The sequence below is a fragment of the Streptomyces spongiae genome (assembly GCF_009377185.1).
GTDB classification, from domain to species: Bacteria; Actinomycetota; Actinomycetes; order Streptomycetales; family Streptomycetaceae; genus Streptomyces; species Streptomyces spongiae.
On the sequence record NZ_VJZC01000186.1, the window covers coordinates 1 to 16,498 of the forward strand.

Genomic DNA, 16,498 nt, shown 5'->3' on the forward strand with positions numbered 1-16,498 from the left:
CCCTTCCCCCTCTCCCTCCCCCTCCTCGACCGGCTCGGGGACCGCGAGCACCGCGGAGCTGGAAGCCATACGCGAGAAGCTCGACAAGCTCTACCACGACGCGGCGGTGGCCACGGACGCCTACAACGCGGCCGAGGAGAAGGCCGAGAAGCAGTCCGCCGAGATCGTCGAGCTGGCCCGCGAGATCGTCAAGGGCAAGGAGCGGCTGGCGAAGCTGAAGGACCTCATGGGTGCCGCGGCCCGCGCCCAGTACCGCGGCGGCGGCCTGCCGCCCGAGGTCCAGCTCTGGCTCAGCGAGAACCCACAGGACTTCCTCGACGGCGCGGGGCGCGTACTGCGGGGCCAGCACGCGTCCAAGGGGCTGCTCGCCGAAAGGGAGCGCACCCAGCAGGACTTGGAGCAGTACGCGAAGGACGCCTCCGCGCAGTGGAAGAAGCTGGAGGCCAACCGGAAGGCCAAGGCCGAGGCCAAGAAGCAGATCAAGAAGCAGATCGCCGCCGCCGAGGAGGTCGAGTCCCAGCTGGAAGAGGAGGAGCGCGACCGGCTGGCGAAGCTGGAGGCGGAGGCCGCGCGGAAGGCGCAGACGGAGTGGCTCGGCTCGGGCGTGCTGGACGACATCAGCGGCAAGGCGTCCGAGGAGGGCAAGAAGGCGGTGAAGTACGCCACGGACCAGATCGGCAAGCCGTACAAATGGGGCGCCGAGGGCCCCGGTTCGTACGACTGCTCCGGCCTCACCTCGCAGGCCTGGGCCTCCGCCGGGAGCGGCATCCCGCGCACCTCACAGGAGCAGTGGAAGCAGCTCGACCGCGTCGACGTCGAGGGCATGCGCCCCGGCGATCTGATCATCTACAACGCCGACGCCAGCCATGTGGCGATGTACATCGGCGACGGCGCCATCGTCCACGCCCCCCGCCCCGGCCGCACGGTGACGATCGCGGGCGCGGGCTCCATGCCGATCCTGGGGGTCGTACGCCCGGACGCGTGAGCGGGGGGGCGCCCCCGCGTCTTGAGGGGTGCGGGGCTGCCGGGTACGCGCCGTCAAGGGCGCGAGGGATCGGCTCTTCAGGGGCGCGGGGCTGTGTCGATATGCGGCTCCGCCGCGTGGGCGCGAACAACCACAACGAACCCGCAGCACCCCACACACAGAACCCGGCAGACGAGCCCAAACACCCCCAAAGAGCAACCCGGACACCTCCCCGACCACGTGACCCTCACCACGGTCCACCCCACCGCTCAACCCCACCCGCGTGACATTCGTCATCCCTGACGAAGCCACCCCATGTCCAAGTGCGTTACGGGATGCGGCATATGACACTGGCCGATGGCCGGTAGTCACCCCGTAGACCATTCCGTTGCGGCGCCGCCTACCGCTATGGTCCCCGTCGGTGGGTCGAGGTCCCTCGTCCCCACCGTGCCCTCGGGGGGAGGGAAGGAACCCAAGACGATGCCCGTACCCATACCGCGGCAGAGAGCGATACCGGCCGTGGAGAGTGGTCAGGCGCACGCCGTGTCCGCACCCAGCGGCCCGTCCGGAGAGGGGGCGGCTCTGAGCTCGACGCCCGCCACCCCTGCCGACAACCCCGGCAGCACCAGCAGCGCCGGTGCCGGCACCGGCGCCGGCACCAACCTCACCGTGCTGCTGATCGAGGACGACCCGGCAGGATCACTCAGCGTGCCCGAACTGCTCGACTCCTCGGGCAAGCCGATCCGGGTCCGTACCGCCCGCAACCTCACCGAGGCCGGGCGGCTCCTCACCGACGACGTGCACTGCATCCTTCTCGACCTCGCCCTGCGGGCTCCGGGCAACGGTGACGCCGGCAAGGACGACGAGCTGGCCGTGCTCAAGCACGTCCTGCGGCTCGCGCCCCGGCACGCCGTCCTCGCCCTCACCGCTTCCGGCGACGCCGAGCGCGGTGCCGAGGCCGTGCGCGTCGGCGCCCAGGACTACCTCTTCCGCGACGAGCTGGACGGCCGTCTGCTGAGCCGGGCGATCCGGTACGCGGTGGAGAGGAAACGTTCCGACAGGGCCGAGCGACGCCTCACCGAGTCCAAGCTGCGGGCCCAGGAGAACGCCCGCCTGGAGCGCGGCCTCCTCCCCACCCCCCTCCTGGAGGGCTCCTCACTCCGCTTCGCCGCCCGCTACCGCCCCGGCCGCTCCCGCGCGCTGCTCGGCGGCGACTTCTACGACACGGTCCGCACCCCCGACGGCACCGTGCACGCCATGATCGGCGACGTCTGCGGGCACGGGCCCGACGAGGCGGCGCTCGGCGTGGAGCTGAGGATCGCGTGGCGGGCGCTGACGTTCGCGGGGCTGTGCGGGGACCAGTTGCTCTCCACGCTCCAGCGCGTCCTGGAGCACGAGCGCGAGAGCGACGAGATCTTCGCGACGCTGTGCACGGTCGACATCGCGCCGGACGGCCGTAGCGCGGGCCTGTGCCTGGCCGGCCACCCGGCCCCCCTGCTCGCCCGCCCCTCCGCCGCGGGCGGCACTCCGGTGGCCGAGCTGCTGCCGTACGACAACAACGGCCCGGCTCTCGGTCTGCTGCCGAACGCCCGCTGGCCGCGCACGCAGATCGAGCTGGGCGGTTCGTGGGGCCTGATGCTCTACACGGACGGCCTGATCGAGGGCCACGTCGGCACGGGCCGGGAACGTCTCGGCCAGGACGGCATGGTCGCCCTGATCCGCCGTCTGCTCGACCAGGGGCTGGGCGGCGAGGAACTGCTCCAGGCGGCGGTGAGCGAGGTCCGCGACCTCAACGGCGGCGAGCTGACGGACGACGTGGCGGTACTGCTGCTGAACCGCTAGCCGCTGGAATCGCGGTGCGGAATCCGCGGGCCGGTGGGGGCTGGTCGCGCAGTTCCCCGCGCCCCTACGGGGCGCGGTACCGCTGAGGTCAGGTCACCGGCCGCCGTTGTACGGCCCGTACGGACCGTCGCTGCTGGATCCGCGGCTTCCACCGCGTCCGCCACCGGAGACCTGCCGGAGCGCGGGGCGGACGTCGACGAAGAAGACGATCGTCGCGATGAGGCCCGCGATCTGCAGGAAGAGCATCGGCACGAGCAGGTTCACCGCGACCGTGACACCCAGGATGACCAGCCAGAACATCTTGCTCTGCTTGTCGGCGGCACGGTACGCGTCTTCACGCGCCAGCACGGCCAGCACCAGCGCCGCCACCGCGAGCAGCAGCATGGCGAGGTAGAGCAGCGACATGAAGCCGCCGAATGCCGTCAACAGCACAATGCCCACCACCCGGGTGTAGTCGTCTTACGGCCACCGTACCCGGAGAACGGGCCGCACACCCCAAAGGTGCCCGACCCGTTCTCGTACCGCCGTTCGCCCGAGCGACGTCCTCGCTCCGGCCCTTACTTCTCTTACTTCGCCGGAGGAGTGGTCTTCTTCACCGTGGTCTTCCGGGCAGCCGGGGCCTTCTTCGGCGCGGGCTTCTTCGCGGAGGCGACGGGCGCGGGAGCGACGGGCGCGGCCTGGGCGGCGGCCGGCTTCTCCTCGTGCTTGGCCTCGGCGGGCTCGGCCTTCGGCTCGACGGCGACCGCGAGCTCCTCGATCTCCTCGGCGGCCTCACCGCGCCAGGTCTTCACGGCCTGCTCGCCGTGCTCGGCCACCTTCTCGTAGGTCTCCCGCGCCTTCACGGCGTACTCGGCGGCGACGCCGACACCCCGCAGGGCCAGGTCCTGAGCGGTCTCGCCGAGCTTCTTGAAGTCGGTGTCGAGGTTGCCGATGATCTCGGTGACCCTGACCTGGAGGGTCTCCTGCGCCTCCTTGGCGCGGGCGGACGCCTTCTCCTGGGTCTCCTTGACCCGGGCGGTGGCCTTCTCCTGGACCGCCTTGGCGTCGGTGTTGCGTACGGCCTCGAAGCGCGACGGGGCCTCGGCGCGGAGCTGCTCGACGATGCCGGGCACCTTCTTGGCCTGCTGGAGGGCCAGGTCGGCGGTGCCGGCGGCGAAGTAGAGCGGCGTCGGGTTGCTGAGGGACTTACGCAGGTCGTCGGTGATGGCCATGGTGACCGTCCTCCCGTGATTGCTTTCGGCTGAGGGTTTTGGGTTGGTTCGCAGCGGTTCGGCGTCTGTGCCGACCGCGGGGTCGTGCCGGCCGCGAGGGCAGGCAGGCCCTTCGGGGCCTCGGGGTCAACTGGCCGTCTGCTGCGAACCGGCGTCGCTGCCGTCGGCCGTGCGGGGGCCGGGGCGTTCGGTGTCCTCGACGGCGCGTATCTCGCCGCGCGCGTCCGCCGCGTTCCGAGCGTCGTCCCGGACGTCTTCGTCCCGGGCGCCTTCCCGACCGTCTGCACCGTCTTCGTACGCCGTGCCGGCGACCTCGAAGCCGTTCTCCTTGCGGAACGACTCGTAGATCTGGAGCAGCACCTGTTTCTGCCGCTCGTTCAGCGTGGGGTCGGCGAGGATGACGGCGCGCGTCTCGACCTCGTCCCGGTCCCGTTCGGCGTCGAGGATGCCGGCGCGCACGTACAGCGTCTCGGCGGAGATCCGCAGGGCCTTGGCGACCTGCTGCAGCACCTCCGCGCTCGGCTTGCGCAGCCCGCGCTCGATCTGGCTCAGATACGGATTGGACACCCCGGCGGCGTCGGCGAGCTGCCTGAGCGACAGCTGCGCGTTGCGCCGCTGTTCGCGCAGGTACTCACCGAGATTGCCGACGTTGAGCGATGCCATGCCTCTACAGTGCAGCACCCCCGCTAACTTTTGCAAGCACCCGCTTGCAAAAGTGCGCCACGCCATACCGGATGCCGCTTGTCGGTACTGGTTGTCCTGTCTCTTTGATGTCCGGGCAGTCTCGGAGATCTCCGGGCATGTGAGGCGTCGTCTCGGTCATGTCCGGGCAAGTTGCGGGGTGTATCGGTCTTCCGTCTTCCCAAGGCGGTTGAGCGGGCGGAGTGGTGGCAACGGCATCTGGTGGAGGTGCTCACCGGTCGGTCCGTCGATGTCCCGGACGGGCCGGTGAAGGCCGAGTACGACCCGCAGGTGAGGTCGCTGCGGCAGCGGGAGCTGGCCAAGGTCGCCGAGCTCGCGGCGTCCGGGACGGCAGTGTCGCTGACGGTGCTGCAGGACATGCGGGCCCGCTTCGAGCGGGAAGGGATCCTCGGCCTGGTCGCTCCGCGGCTGCGGACGGTCCCGGACGGCGCGGGCCGGGCCGACCGGCGGGTCGTTGCGGCTCTGCGGCAGGTGGTGGACGGGCAGACCGGCAAGTCCACGGTGTCCGCTCAGGTGCTGCGGCGGCGGATGGAACGGCTCGTGGAGGCCGAGCACGGTCCTGGAGTGCCGCTGGCGTCGCGAGCGACGCTTTACCGGCTGCCGGCTGCGTTCACGCCGGCCGGCCGGCCGGCGTGAACGCCCCTTGCCGACTCCGCGTCACCCGCCGGACCGGAGGCCGCCTCCGGCACAAGATCTGGACCGGACGATCAGCCGAGAACTACATGCAACAGGTCGACGTCACCGACCTCCCTGACGTGATCCAGGCGCAAAGGCGGCACTACCGGCTCCTGCGCAGACACGGACACGTCGTGCTGAGTGCCGGCTTCGAGCACTGCTCCGGCCTCTGGGACGCCGTCGTCCGACGCGGATACCGGCCCAGCGACCGCCGCCGTCGTCTCGACACCCTGGGCATCAGTCACCCCGAAATCCGGGACCCCCGCCGCTGGAGGGAGCCCGCGCGGCAGTCACAGGTGAGACTCCCCACGAGTCACCAATCCACGAGGTTGATCAGCCGGGAGCAGTGTGGGTCGTCGATATCGCCCAGCACGATCCGTTCCCTTTCCTCGATCAGGGAGGGAAGAGCCGCGAGCAGAGCGGTCAGAGCACCGGACGGCCGTACGTCGACGGCGACCACGTCCGTGTCTTCTTCGTGGTCGACATACAGGCGCATCCGGTCGGGGCCCCAGAGGAGGAATCCTCGCAGCCGCGGGTCGGGCTGTTCCTCGGTCCAGGGGTAGGTAAGGGTGCGCAGGACGGTGAAGGCGTTGTCGCGCTCCCCCAGGCCGACGGGAGCGACCTGCGCCGGATCCACATGGATGAGGGTCATGCCCATCACCGTGTCGACACGGCTGCTGGAGAAGATCTGGGTGCCGGTGTTCAAGGCACGCACGAGGCCGAGGACGTCATTCGCGCCCGCTAGCTCCTCAGGTTCGTCGATGGTGCGCAGAGGGATCTCCCAGACCATCAAGTCCCCCGGAGCACTCGCACGTTGAGGGCCAGTGACGATCCGGACCCCTGCGGCGGAAGACGGCGAGGGCAGGACGCCGCGGATGAACCAGCCATCGGGCAGGGGGGCGTGAATGTGGTGGAGCAGCAGACGGACGATGTCCGCCTGCTGCTCCGCGATGTCGTCGTACGTGAGAGTCACGCGTCAAACGATGTCACTGGTTGCCGGCATCCAGCTCAAGATGACCAAACAGGGCAACGCCTGGGCCATCGTGAACCTCGCGGACCGTGACGCCGGCATGGACCGCACTCCGAACCGCGCGGACTGGACTCGGAGGAGACTCGGCGGAGGACCGGGTGGCCGGGGTGCGGGAATTCACCAACGCTGAATAACCGCATTGCCGTTGCTCTCTTTTCGTATTACGGTTGCGCTCATGACTGCCGGGTTGGCGGCCTCGTGCCGTGAGCGAGTTGGGTTCCCGGCCTCCGAGTGAGGTCGGGGCGGGCGAGGAGCCCGCCGTTTTATCTGCCGGGTGTTCGGCCTGTTCCATGGGTTTCGCGTGGTGTTTCCGCGTGCCCGTACGGCCCTGTACGGCGTCGTCGTAGCCGACGGTCCCCTTTTCCGCGCCGCTTGCGCGCTTTTCCTGCCCCGTACCGCAGGCGCTCTCTCACGCGCCCCGCGGCAATTCCCCCTGCCTGAAAACGGAAATCCCCCAAACAGAAAGCAGAGAATGCCCAACCACTTCAACCAGCAGGTCATCGACGAATTCCGCGCCAACGGCGGCCGGGTCGGCGGACCTTTCGAGGGCGCCCGGCTCGTTCTGCTGACCACCACCGGTGCCCGCACGGGTGCCCCGCACACCGCCCCCGTCGGCTTCCTCCATGACGGCGACGGGCGGATCCTCGTCATCGCCTCGGCCGGCGGCTCGCCCAAGCACCCCGACTGGTTCCGCAACCTGGTCGCCCATCCGCGGGTGACCGTGGAGAGCGGAGCGTTCACCTACGAGGCCGAGGCCGTCGTCCTGACCGGTGAGGAGCGGGACCGGGCCTTCGCCCGGGCGGTGGAGGGCGACCCGGGGTGGGCCGAGTACCAGGCCAGAACGGACCGGGTCATCCCCGTGGTCCGCCTGACGGAGATCGCCAAGGGCGGCCCGCCGAACATCAACGGAAACTCCCTGAGCGAGCACCTGAAGGTCGTACACGACGCGTTCCGACACGAACTCGCCCTGATCAGGGACGAGGTGAGGAAGGATGAGTCGGGTACCCGCCTCGGCGTGCAACTCCGGATCAACTGCCTCGCCCTCTGTCAGGGGCTGCACAACCACCACACCGGCGAGGACATCGCCCTGTTCCCGTTCCTCGGCGACCGCCACCCCGAACTGGCCCCGACCCTCGACCGGCTGCGTCGCGAGCACGAACAGATCGCCGCGCTCATCGAGGACCTCCGCCGGGTGGTCACCGACGAGGGCGCGGGCACCGGACCCGGCCACGTCCTGCGTGAGGTGGAACGTCTGACGGCCGAGCTCGAAGCTCATCTGACGTACGAGGAGGAGCAGTTGCTGCCCGTCCTCGACGCGGCCACCGTGTGAGACTCCCCAGCCCGTGGCAGCGGTAGCGCGCCAGTGCCGGTGAGCGGCATGCGAGCCCTGGGGGGAGTTGGGCCCGCGGGGGGAGTCCGCCACTCACCGGCACGTTCGTTCACGTTAGCCACAGGAACGATCACCATGGTGCGCACTCGGTCATGACTCGGTCGCCTTCCCGTAACGGGCGGCTGCTCAGAAAGTCGTAGACCTCACCTGCCGTCGGGATATCCGTCCGCCAGGACCGTTCCCTGGTCCCCGTGGGGCAGTGCCAGGGCCAGATAGGGGTTCGCGGTCGACTTGGCCTTGAGTCCCAGCGTCGCCGTCGCGGCGGTCAGGGTCATGGCGTACGTGTCCACCGCCCTGCGTACGTTGGGGGCCTCCAGGCTGTCACCCGTCACCAGGCGGTCCAGGTCCACATACGCCGAGCGGACGGTCTCGATCCAGCGGTACACACGCCAGTCCTCGCTCCAGCCCTTGGTGCACTCCTCCGGCAGCCGACGGGCCCAGCGGGCGAACAGCCGCTCCCGGATCTCGGGCAGGGTCGGTGTCAGGTGCATATGGCGGACCAGGTCGTAGAGCGGATCGCCCACCATCGCCATCTCCCAGTCGATGAGGGTCAGCCCGGTGCCGTCCTCACGGCGCACGAGGTTCCACGGGTTGAGGTCGCCGTGCAGGAGTACGGACCGACGGGGAGCCACCATGTGGCGGTCGAGGATCTCGCCCAGCCGGACGCTGTTGGACGGCAGGCCGAGCTCCCTCGCCAGATCGAGGGTCTCCTTGGGGAGGTCGGACACCATGCGGATCAGTTCGTACCGCAGCCTCCAGTAGAAGTCCGTGTCGTCCCCGACCGGACCGAGCAGACCGCCGTCGATCCTCGTCAGCTCACAGAGCTGGTCGACCAGGTCGTCCGCCTCGTGCGGCAACAGCCCGTCAGCCGGATGGTCGGGGTGCCGGATCTCCCCCCTCGGCCCCTCGTAGGAGTGGATGGTGAACTGGTCCCGGAGGTCACTGATTCCCAGGGCCAGCACGCGCGGGGCACGCACGCGCACCCCTGACTCCTCGATCGCTCGCAGGACGACGTGCTCGTGGAGGTAGCGGCGCTCACGCGGGCTGGCCGATCCCACCTTCCGCCGCACCATGACCGGAAACGGGACCCCCGTGACCCGCACCCCCGTGCTGAGGTGGGCCGTCCCCTTGAACACGCGGTCCGCGGAGGCGGCCCCTTCCTCGAACAGCGCCTCCTGTACGGCCGCGGCGGGAAAGTCCCGGTGCTCGGGCACCCGCGGATCGCGCTCCCAGGAGATGGACGACACCGCCCGGTCGCGACTGTGCCGCTTGCCGTGCGAAACGTTCCACCGGAACAGGATGCGCTCGATCGCCTTCTCGTCCGGCACACTCTTCAACCGCAACGGGACCTCGGCCGCCAGCAGCGCCCTGTGCACCGCCTGGGTCGCCGTGTCCAGGTCCCGCTGGTCGAAGGACTCCCCGAGCGAGGTCGCCGCACGCATCACGTCGGGGTAGACGGACTGGGCCCGCTCGAAGGCGACGTAGTGCTTCAGATCCCGCGTCAGACCGTTGACCGCCTTGGGCCGCCGCTGCGCCATCGCCGTGCACCACGCTTCCATCACCTCCGCCCACTGGTCGTCGGGGTACTGCATCCGCACGAGGTGGGTGGCGAGGTCGTGCAGCGGGTCGCCGTACGTCGCCAGTTCCCAGTCGACACAGATCAGCGGCGGATCGCCGTGGTACGACACAATCACGTTGTCGCGGTGCAGATCGGTGTGGAGCAGGCCGAAGGGGCGGCTGGCCATGGAGGGCACCCGCTCGGCGAAACGCACCAGGGCGTCCTCGGGGATGCCCAGCATCGCGAACAGACCACCGAACTCGCCCCAGTTGCGCTGTCTGATCTGCTCCTCCGCCGCCAGGGCCAGGGTCCGCAGGAAGGCCCGGCTGTCCCGGCTGGTCCGGGGCCAGGACTGCGGCAGGGAGGGCAGGTCCTTCCTGCGGACCTGCGTCATGTCCGCCAGCAGGCCGGCCAGGGCGGAGATCAGATGGGAGTCGACCGGCTTGCCGTTGCGGCAGATGCTGGACAGCGGTACGCCCTGCACGTAGCTCAGGATGGTCAGGCCCCGTCGCTTCATCAGGCACCGGGGAACATGCGGCAGCACACGGCAGATCGCCCCGAGGATCTCGGACTCGTCCAACCAGGTCCTGATGACGACCGGCAGCGCGGTGTGGATCTGCTCGCGCACGGTGACCCGGTCGTGGTCCACGAGGGCGGTGAGCCACTGGTCGACGCCCTCGGGCGGCCGCGCCACGTAGTTCCGGTTGTGATGGCCCTGGCTGAACTCCCCCACGGTTCTGGCGTACGACACCAGCATGTCGAACGCCTCATCGACCGCGTGTACCGGGTCGGAGACACCCGGCTTCGGCGGAGCACCCACGGGCCACTCCTGAATTGCTGTGCGTCGCGCCTGATGTTCATGCGACGCGAGAGAGGTGGCCATACTGTAGTGCCCTTTGTGGCCTGCGGCGCGCCAACCCGATGAATCGGTGTCATGTCGCAGTCCGTGGCCCCGGGCACCGTGGTGTCAGCCAGTCAGCCAGCCGGTCTGCCGGTCAGTCGGGCTCGGCGAGAAACTGCCAGCACGAGTCGTACCAGCCCTGCATGCTCTCCATGAAGACGGAGCCGGGCGAGTTCGGGTCGCCGGAGTCGTTGACGTGGCGCGTCAGGATCGAGCCCAGCCCCAGTACGTCCTGGGCCTCTATCTCCGATCCGTCGTCCAGCAGGATGGGGCGTTCCACCACCTCGTAGGGGCCGAACAGCGCCTCGGTGTCCCTGCGCACATAGAGCTTGAACGCCGGCGCCAGGGGCACACGCCGGAGCTCGACCTCGACGGACGGCACGAGACCCTCCGTCTGCAGGTCGCGCAGGGCCGTGCGCAGCGAGATGGTGTGCCGTCGCGTGATGGCTCGCAGCCGGTCCTGCAGCTGGGTCAGCAACTGGGCCTCCTGCTCCGGCGGCCTGGCCTCGCTCTCCTCGCTCGCCAGCCTCTTGGGGCGGGGATAGGGCAGCTGGAGCGTCTCGGAAGGCAGCAGCATGCGGAGTTCGATGCCCTGGGGTGCGATCTCCCCGACACGGATGCGCTCGGCCTGCAGCCGGATGTGGGCGTCCAGGCTTTCGGACGTCAGGGTGAACACGTCGAGCCGTACGACCGGCTGGGCGAAGGCACGCGCTATGAACGGCCCGAGGGCCGCCCGCACCCGGGGCTGTTCCTGCTCCTGAGTCCCTGAGTGGATCGGGCGCTTGACCACCCGGGATCCGCTGCCCTGGCGGGACTCGATCCAACCCTCGCTCTTCAGCTCGCGCAGGACACGCTGCACGGTGTCACGCGAGACGTCGAGCTCGTCCGCCAGCTCGCGCTGCGCGGGGAGCCGGGAGTGGAGCGGATAGGTGTTGTTGGCGATACGGGCCCGCAACTGCTCCAGGACACGGTCGAACTCCTTGCCGCCTCCTTCGCCCCGTTCCGTACTCACACCGCGTCCGTACCTCGCCAGGCAGGCCACCAAACCACTTGCCGTCCAATTGGCCGCCTCGACTGACTGGTTGACCGATCCGCAGCCGCCTTGTTGTTAAGGGATCAAGTAGTCAGGGGACAACCACTTCAAGGCAATCAGACCAATTGGACGGGTAGTTGATCGGTTCCATGAAGTGGACAGGGGTGGACAGATGGTTCTGTGGGAATTTGTGGGGGTGGCAGTCCAATTCGGGGTGAGCCGCCTGGTGGAGCATGAGTTCGGGCCGGTGGGAGTGGTGCTCCTGACCGTGGCAGCGACCCTGGTACTGCTGGGCGAGCACGCACGCCGGATACACCCGGCATGGTGGGCCGCCTTCTTCCTCGTACTGCTGACCATTCAGGCCTGACTGCTGACGGTTCAGGCCGGAGCGCCCAGCGCGAGCCGCACCTGTTGCATGGAGCTCACGATGTGCTCGCGTCTGACTCCCGCGTCCAGGAAGGTCCGCAGCTTGTCGTCGTTCCGCGCGTAGCCCAGGAACGAGACGCGGGCCTTCTGCGCCGCCTCGAAGTCCGAGGGCGCGTCGCCGATCATCAGGGAGGCCGACGGGTCCGCGCCCATGGCGTTGAGCGCCTGGAGCAGGTAGTGCGGGTCCGGCTTCATCAGGTCGATCTGCCGGGTGCGGCCGTAGATGTAGGGGAAGCAGTCCGTGAGGCCACGGCTCTCGATGTAGCGGGCGGCCGCGACCGCCGCGTTGTTCGTCGTGATGGCGAAACGGGCGCGCGACGCCCACATCCTGATGAGCGGGTCCGCGTGTGCGGTGGGATAGGCCGTCGGGACCGCGATCAGCTCCTGCCGGGTGAGCCACTCCTCCAGCTCGATGATCAGATCGCTTTCGGGACGCCGCAGGTAGACCCCGCGCAGGACCCTGTGGGGATCCTGCGTCGCTCGCTCCTCGGACGTCAGCAGTCCGCCCAGCCCCCGCCCCTCGACCAGCCGCACGAGATCTTTCGCGACCCGGTGGGCGGGATGACCGGCGAACAACCGGCATATCGGTCCGTCCAGGTCCCAGAGCACGAAGCGAACGGGGGTGATCAGCTCTCGCAGGTTCTCTGTCTCCACTGTCACCCGCTCAGTCTGCGCTGTATCAGTAGTCACTAGGAGAGTGTCAGGTCCGACGTGATGGTTTCCCAGAGGGCGTTGAACCACTTCTGTGACTCGTCGACGAACGCGGAGTCCCGTCGGCCCTCGCGCTTCTCGAAGGAGAAGAGGAGGGAGTCGGTGCCCAGGACGTCATACATGTCCAACGGCCCCTCGTCCGAGGGTTCCTCGCGTCGGGTGACCATGTAGTACGCGATCAGCGCCTCCGACTCGTTGATCAGGTACAACTTCATCGGCGGTGTGAACGGCAACGCGCGGAACGTGACGCGTACGTCGATGCCGTGCGAGGAGCGCAGGGAGCGGAGGTTGTGGCGCAGGACGTGGCCCTGGGCGTTGCGCTGGGCCAGCCAGCGTTCGTGGACCGGGTCGGCGTCGCCGTGTTCCTCGACGGAGATCGGGAAGGCCAGGTTGATGTCCCGGGACGGCAGCAGGATGCGGACGTCGATGGACTCGGGGCGGACGCGGCCCTCGTGGATCATGCGGAGGGGCTCCCCCAGGGCCAGCATCAGGGTCTCCGCCGTGAGGCACGCCGCGTCGATGCGGACGTGAGGGGTCGAGAACGCCTCCGCCAACCGGGGGGCCAGGCCCACCATCGTCGGCTGGGGCTCGTCATGGGTCGGGGCCGGCTCGGCGATGCGGGGCGGGCTTCCCTTGCTCACGTTGCTGAGCAGACCGTCGTCCTGGAGAGCGCGCAGCGCCTGGCGGACCGTGCCGCGTTCCACGCCGAACTCCTCGGCGAGTTCGGCCTGGGTCGGCAGACGGTCTCCGGCCTTGAGGTCTCCGGCGCGTATGCGGTCGCGCAGGGCGTCGGCGATCTCCTGCGGTGAGAGCCTTCTGCTGCCGTTCACTGCAACGTTCTCCTGAGTCACGACCAGAACGTACAACTCGCATCCATCTTTGGGGAGTTGTTTTGAAGTTGTTTGTGGCTGCATGCCAAGTGGGCATAACTTAGTCGAAGTTGGTTGCCAACTTTGTTGAGTTGGCGGAAGTTTTACCTCCTCTCGCAGCCTCTTGGCAAGTAGCGGTCCACAGCACGTGCGCAGATGACGCCCTGGATGACACCCTGAAGGAGGAACACCCCATGCCTGTCCTCGCCCTCATCTCCACCGTCTTCGCGATCGGTTTCCAGCAGCTCGTCCAGTGGCGCTACGGCCCCATGGGCATCGTCGGCCTCCTGCTCCTCACCATCGGGATCAAGGCCAACAGCCCGACGTGCAGCTCCATCGGGGCCCTCGTCCTGGCGCTGATGGTCGCCGGGCCGGCCCTGTGAGCGGCAACGACCCGAGTCACCATCCCCGAGGAAGAGAACCACAACGCCCCACCCGCACCCTCCGTGGGAGACGTTCAGCTCGTGAGCAGCAGCTCCGAACTGATCGTCTCCCACAGTGCGTTGAACCACAGGTGCGACTGCTCCACGAAGGTCGTGTCCCGTAGACCCACCCCCTGCTCGAAGGCGAACAGCATCGACCGGGTGCCCTCGGCGTCGTACATCTCCAACTGTTCGCTGTCCACCTCCTGCTCCCGTCGTTGCACGGTGTAGTACGCGAAGAGCGCCTCCGCGCCGTTCAGCAGGTACAGCTTCACCGGTGGGGTGAAGGGGAGCGCCCGGAAGGAGACGTGCACGTCGATGCCGTGCGTGGCGCGGAGCGCGTTCAGGTTGTGCCGCAGGACCTGGCCCTGCGCGTTGCGCTGTGCGAGCCAGCGGCGCTGCAGCCGGCCGTCGGTCGAGTCGTCCACCGGGGCCGGGAAGGCGAGCTCGATGTCGCGGCTGGGCATCATCACACGGACGTCGACCTTGGCCGGTTTTATGCGCCCCGCGTGAATCTCGCGCAACGGCTCACCCATGGCGAGGGTCAGCGAGACCGATGTCAGGCACAGGGCGTCGATCTCGACGTGCTGAGCTGCGAAGGCAGCCGAAATACGCGGAGCGAGCGCCACCATCGTGGGCTGGGGAGGAACTTCGGGACCGGCCAGGGCCTTCCCTGGGATCGGAGCCACGGTGGCCGGGCTGCCCTTGGAAACGTTGGTGAGGAGACGCTCCGACTGCAGGATGCGCAACGCCTGACGTACGGCGCCCCGCTCCACGCCGAACTCGTCGGCCAGCTTGGCCTGAGTGGGCATGCGCTGGCCCGGCCTCAGCTCACCGGACCTGATACGGCTTCGCAGCTCGTCGGCCACCTCGCGGTGTGACCTCTGTGGCCGTTGTGACCTCTTCCGCCCATTGACGGCGGCATGTTCCCCGTCCACGACCAAACACTACAACTTCGCGCCATCTTTGGGCAGTTCATGGGAAGGTGGTTATGAGACGACTCCAAGCGGAGATAAGTAAGGTGGAGTTGGTCGCCAACTTGAGCAACATGGTCAAACTTAACGGGGGGTTGGTCACAAAAGGTGACCAACGATCGCTGAGGGTGACTCAGTCGAGCAGGTGGGCGCCACCGTCTCGTCCCGCACCAGGGACGTTCCGGAAGGAGGGACCGTCATGCCGCTCATCGCCATCGTCGTCGCCGCCCTCGCCGTGGGCTTCGAACAGCTCATCGAGTGGAAGTACGGCCCGATGGGCATCATCGGCGTCCTCGCGCTCACCGTCGGACTCAAGTCCAGGAACACGCTGATCAGCGGCATCGGAGCCGTACTGCTCGTGATGCTGCTGGCGCCGTCCGGCTGAACGGCCAACCGTCAGGCAGGCAGGGCTCCCTTCCGGAGGGGAGCCGGGAGCCCCAGCCCGCCGGTCACAGCCACAACCGAACAGCACCGTCACAACTGAAGAGCACCGTCACAACCGAACAGCACAGCCACAGTTGAACAGCACAGCCACAACAGAAGAGCTGAACAGCACAGCCACAACCGCATACCGCACCACAACTTCATACGGGGAGCCACGACAACTGCATAGCTACGGATACGGATTCAGAGCACCACAGCAGCACCAGCTGCACTGGCACATCACCCGCACGGAAGGAGCACCGATCAGAAGACGTCCGGGCACCACGGTCGCCTGGACGTACGCAGCAGGGCGTCGACAACGGAGGCGGCGCCCTTCCGCTGCTCCCGCACCCGGCCGAGCGCGGCAAGCCGTACCGCCGACTCGTCGCCGAGCCACAGGGCGCCCAACTCGCCGACATCCAGGGTGAGTTCGGCGTCCTCTTGCGTGGGGGCGCAGGAAGCCCCGTCTGGCCCGGCCTCCAACCGGTACCGGCCGCCGGCAAGCCCGGCCTTGTCGACGACCTCAAGGACGAGCGTCCCGGATCCCGCGTACGCACGCGCCTGAAGCGCCCGTACGACGTCCAGGACCCGCACCCACAACCAGTCCGCCTGCGCGGTGATACGGGCGGCACGCGGGTTGGGGAAGAGAAGCGGCAGCAGGTCGTCGGGCGCCCGAAAGCCCGACTTGACCCGGGTGATCCAGTCGATCGAGCACAGGTAGTGCCACAGGGCGCGCTCGGCGGCCGGGGCCACGGTGATCAGCCAGTTCACCTCGGCCGTGTTGTGCGGCTGCTTGTCGGGCCAGTGGTCGTCCGCCTTGTAGGAGACGAGGCCCTCGACCTCGCCGGTCGCCGACCGGTACACGGCGTAGAAGGGCTCCGTCCAGGGCGTGCGGTCCAGCAGCCCGGCTCCGGTGTTGGTCTGCCACCAGCGGTCGTCGCGGCTGACGGCGCCGGGCTGGGTGCGGCGCAGGCGCTCGTGCAGTTCGGGGCCGAGTTTGCGGACGTCCGCGCCGTCGACGAGGTCGATGCGGCCGCCGTCGTCCGGGCCCGACCAGCGGGGGTCGAGGCCGGTGCGCGGGACGTCGACGGTCCACTCGGTGGCCCACGTGGCGGGGCCGAAGCCATAGCGGCCGTAGATCGGGTACTCGGCCGCGATGAGCGTCGCGACGACGTCTCCCCTGTCCTTCGCCGCCTTCAGGTCGTGGGCCATCATGCGGGTGAGGAGACCCTGGCGGCGGTGGGTGGGGGTGACGGTGACGTTCGATACGGCGTCGGCGGGGACGGGGGTGCCGCCCACGGCGGTGATCTCCTGGGCGAAGGAGCGGAAGGTCGCGACGCAGCGGTGCTCGTCGAAGGCTCCCAGGG

At 68.7% G+C, this 16,498-nt stretch carries 18 protein-coding genes; 8 read left to right on the forward strand and 10 right to left on the reverse strand.

Annotated elements, in window-relative coordinates; all coding sequences use genetic code 11:
• On the forward strand, positions 1-985 hold a 985-nt coding region (locus FNH08_RS23860; RefSeq protein WP_152773585.1), incomplete at its 5' end, for a C40 family peptidase.
• Between the two features lie 459 nt (positions 986-1,444).
• The gene (locus FNH08_RS23865; RefSeq protein WP_152773586.1) at positions 1,445-2,806 is read left to right on the forward strand and encodes a PP2C family protein-serine/threonine phosphatase; all 1,362 of its coding nucleotides are present in this window, start codon (positions 1,445-1,447) and stop codon (positions 2,804-2,806) included.
• Positions 2,807-2,899: 93 nt separating this feature from the next.
• On the opposite strand, the gene FNH08_RS23870 is transcribed toward FNH08_RS23865, so the two are convergent.
• From FNH08_RS23870 to FNH08_RS23880, 3 genes are all read right to left on the reverse strand, one after another.
• On the reverse strand, positions 2,900-3,238 hold the full coding sequence (locus tag FNH08_RS23870; RefSeq protein WP_322725218.1) for a DUF2516 family protein: 339 nt from the start codon (positions 3,236-3,238) through the stop codon (positions 2,900-2,902).
• Positions 3,239-3,372: 134 nt separating this feature from the next.
• The gene (locus FNH08_RS23875; RefSeq protein ID WP_152773587.1) at positions 3,373-4,017 is read right to left on the reverse strand and encodes a hypothetical protein; all 645 of its coding nucleotides are present in this window, start codon (positions 4,015-4,017) and stop codon (positions 3,373-3,375) included.
• Between the two features lie 126 nt (positions 4,018-4,143).
• Positions 4,144-4,680, reverse strand: a complete 537-nt coding sequence (locus tag FNH08_RS23880) for a helix-turn-helix domain-containing protein (protein ID WP_152773588.1) — start codon at positions 4,678-4,680, stop codon at positions 4,144-4,146.
• A gap of 171 nt (positions 4,681-4,851) precedes the next feature.
• Between FNH08_RS23880 and FNH08_RS23885 the strand changes: the two genes are divergently transcribed.
• On the forward strand, positions 4,852-5,355 hold the full coding sequence (locus FNH08_RS23885; protein WP_152773589.1) for a hypothetical protein: 504 nt from the start codon (positions 4,852-4,854) through the stop codon (positions 5,353-5,355).
• Positions 5,356-5,707: 352 nt separating this feature from the next.
• Here the strand turns inward: FNH08_RS23885 and FNH08_RS23890 are convergent, their stop codons facing one another.
• Positions 5,708-6,367: a hypothetical protein gene (locus tag FNH08_RS23890; RefSeq protein ID WP_152773590.1), complete on the reverse strand. Its 660-nt coding sequence runs from the start codon at positions 6,365-6,367 to the stop codon at positions 5,708-5,710.
• Between the two features lie 10 nt (positions 6,368-6,377).
• Here FNH08_RS23890 and FNH08_RS50865 point away from each other — a divergent pair, with 10 nt between their 5' ends.
• Both FNH08_RS50865 and FNH08_RS23895 read left to right on the forward strand, forming a co-directional pair.
• A complete protein-coding gene (locus tag FNH08_RS50865) occupies positions 6,378-6,554 on the forward strand; it encodes a hypothetical protein (protein ID WP_194238582.1) in 177 nt (58 codons plus the stop codon).
• A gap of 342 nt (positions 6,555-6,896) precedes the next feature.
• Positions 6,897-7,754, forward strand: coding sequence for a nitroreductase/quinone reductase family protein (locus FNH08_RS23895; RefSeq protein ID WP_152773591.1), 858 nt, complete (start codon positions 6,897-6,899; stop codon positions 7,752-7,754).
• Positions 7,755-7,957: 203 nt separating this feature from the next.
• On the opposite strand, the gene FNH08_RS23900 is transcribed toward FNH08_RS23895, so the two are convergent.
• Both FNH08_RS23900 and FNH08_RS23905 read right to left on the reverse strand, forming a co-directional pair.
• The gene (locus FNH08_RS23900; RefSeq protein ID WP_407704436.1) at positions 7,958-10,192 is read right to left on the reverse strand and encodes a phosphotransferase; all 2,235 of its coding nucleotides are present in this window, start codon (positions 10,190-10,192) and stop codon (positions 7,958-7,960) included.
• A gap of 175 nt (positions 10,193-10,367) precedes the next feature.
• Entirely contained in the window at positions 10,368-11,285 is a 918-nt protein-coding gene (locus FNH08_RS23905) for a GntR family transcriptional regulator (RefSeq protein WP_322725216.1), read from the reverse strand.
• A 217-nt stretch (positions 11,286-11,502) separates the two neighbouring features.
• Here FNH08_RS23905 and FNH08_RS50870 point away from each other — a divergent pair, with 217 nt between their 5' ends.
• The gene (locus FNH08_RS50870) at positions 11,503-11,673 is read left to right on the forward strand and encodes a hypothetical protein (protein WP_194238583.1); all 171 of its coding nucleotides are present in this window, start codon (positions 11,503-11,505) and stop codon (positions 11,671-11,673) included.
• Between the two features lie 11 nt (positions 11,674-11,684).
• Here FNH08_RS50870 and FNH08_RS23910 read toward each other — a convergent pair whose 3' ends face one another.
• Together FNH08_RS23910 and FNH08_RS23915 are read right to left on the reverse strand one after the other, a co-directional pair.
• On the reverse strand, positions 11,685-12,392 hold the full coding sequence (locus tag FNH08_RS23910; RefSeq protein ID WP_322725217.1) for an HAD family hydrolase: 708 nt from the start codon (positions 12,390-12,392) through the stop codon (positions 11,685-11,687).
• Between the two features lie 29 nt (positions 12,393-12,421).
• Positions 12,422-13,300, reverse strand: a complete 879-nt coding sequence (locus FNH08_RS23915; protein ID WP_152773600.1) for a GntR family transcriptional regulator — start codon at positions 13,298-13,300, stop codon at positions 12,422-12,424.
• Positions 13,301-13,506: 206 nt separating this feature from the next.
• Between FNH08_RS23915 and FNH08_RS23920 the strand changes: the two genes are divergently transcribed.
• Complete coding sequence (locus tag FNH08_RS23920; protein WP_152773593.1) at positions 13,507-13,695, forward strand: hypothetical protein; 189 nt, start codon at positions 13,507-13,509, stop codon at positions 13,693-13,695.
• A 74-nt stretch (positions 13,696-13,769) separates the two neighbouring features.
• On the opposite strand, the gene FNH08_RS23925 is transcribed toward FNH08_RS23920, so the two are convergent.
• Positions 13,770-14,678, reverse strand: coding sequence for a FadR/GntR family transcriptional regulator (locus FNH08_RS23925; RefSeq protein WP_152773594.1), 909 nt, complete (start codon positions 14,676-14,678; stop codon positions 13,770-13,772).
• Between the two features lie 229 nt (positions 14,679-14,907).
• On the opposite strand from FNH08_RS23925, the gene FNH08_RS23930 reads away from it, so the two are divergent.
• On the forward strand, positions 14,908-15,093 hold the full coding sequence (locus tag FNH08_RS23930; protein ID WP_152773595.1) for a hypothetical protein: 186 nt from the start codon (positions 14,908-14,910) through the stop codon (positions 15,091-15,093).
• Positions 15,094-15,395: 302 nt separating this feature from the next.
• On the opposite strand, the gene FNH08_RS23935 is transcribed toward FNH08_RS23930, so the two are convergent.
• On the reverse strand, positions 15,396-16,498 hold a 1,103-nt coding region (locus FNH08_RS23935), incomplete at its 5' end, for a GNAT family N-acetyltransferase (protein ID WP_152773596.1).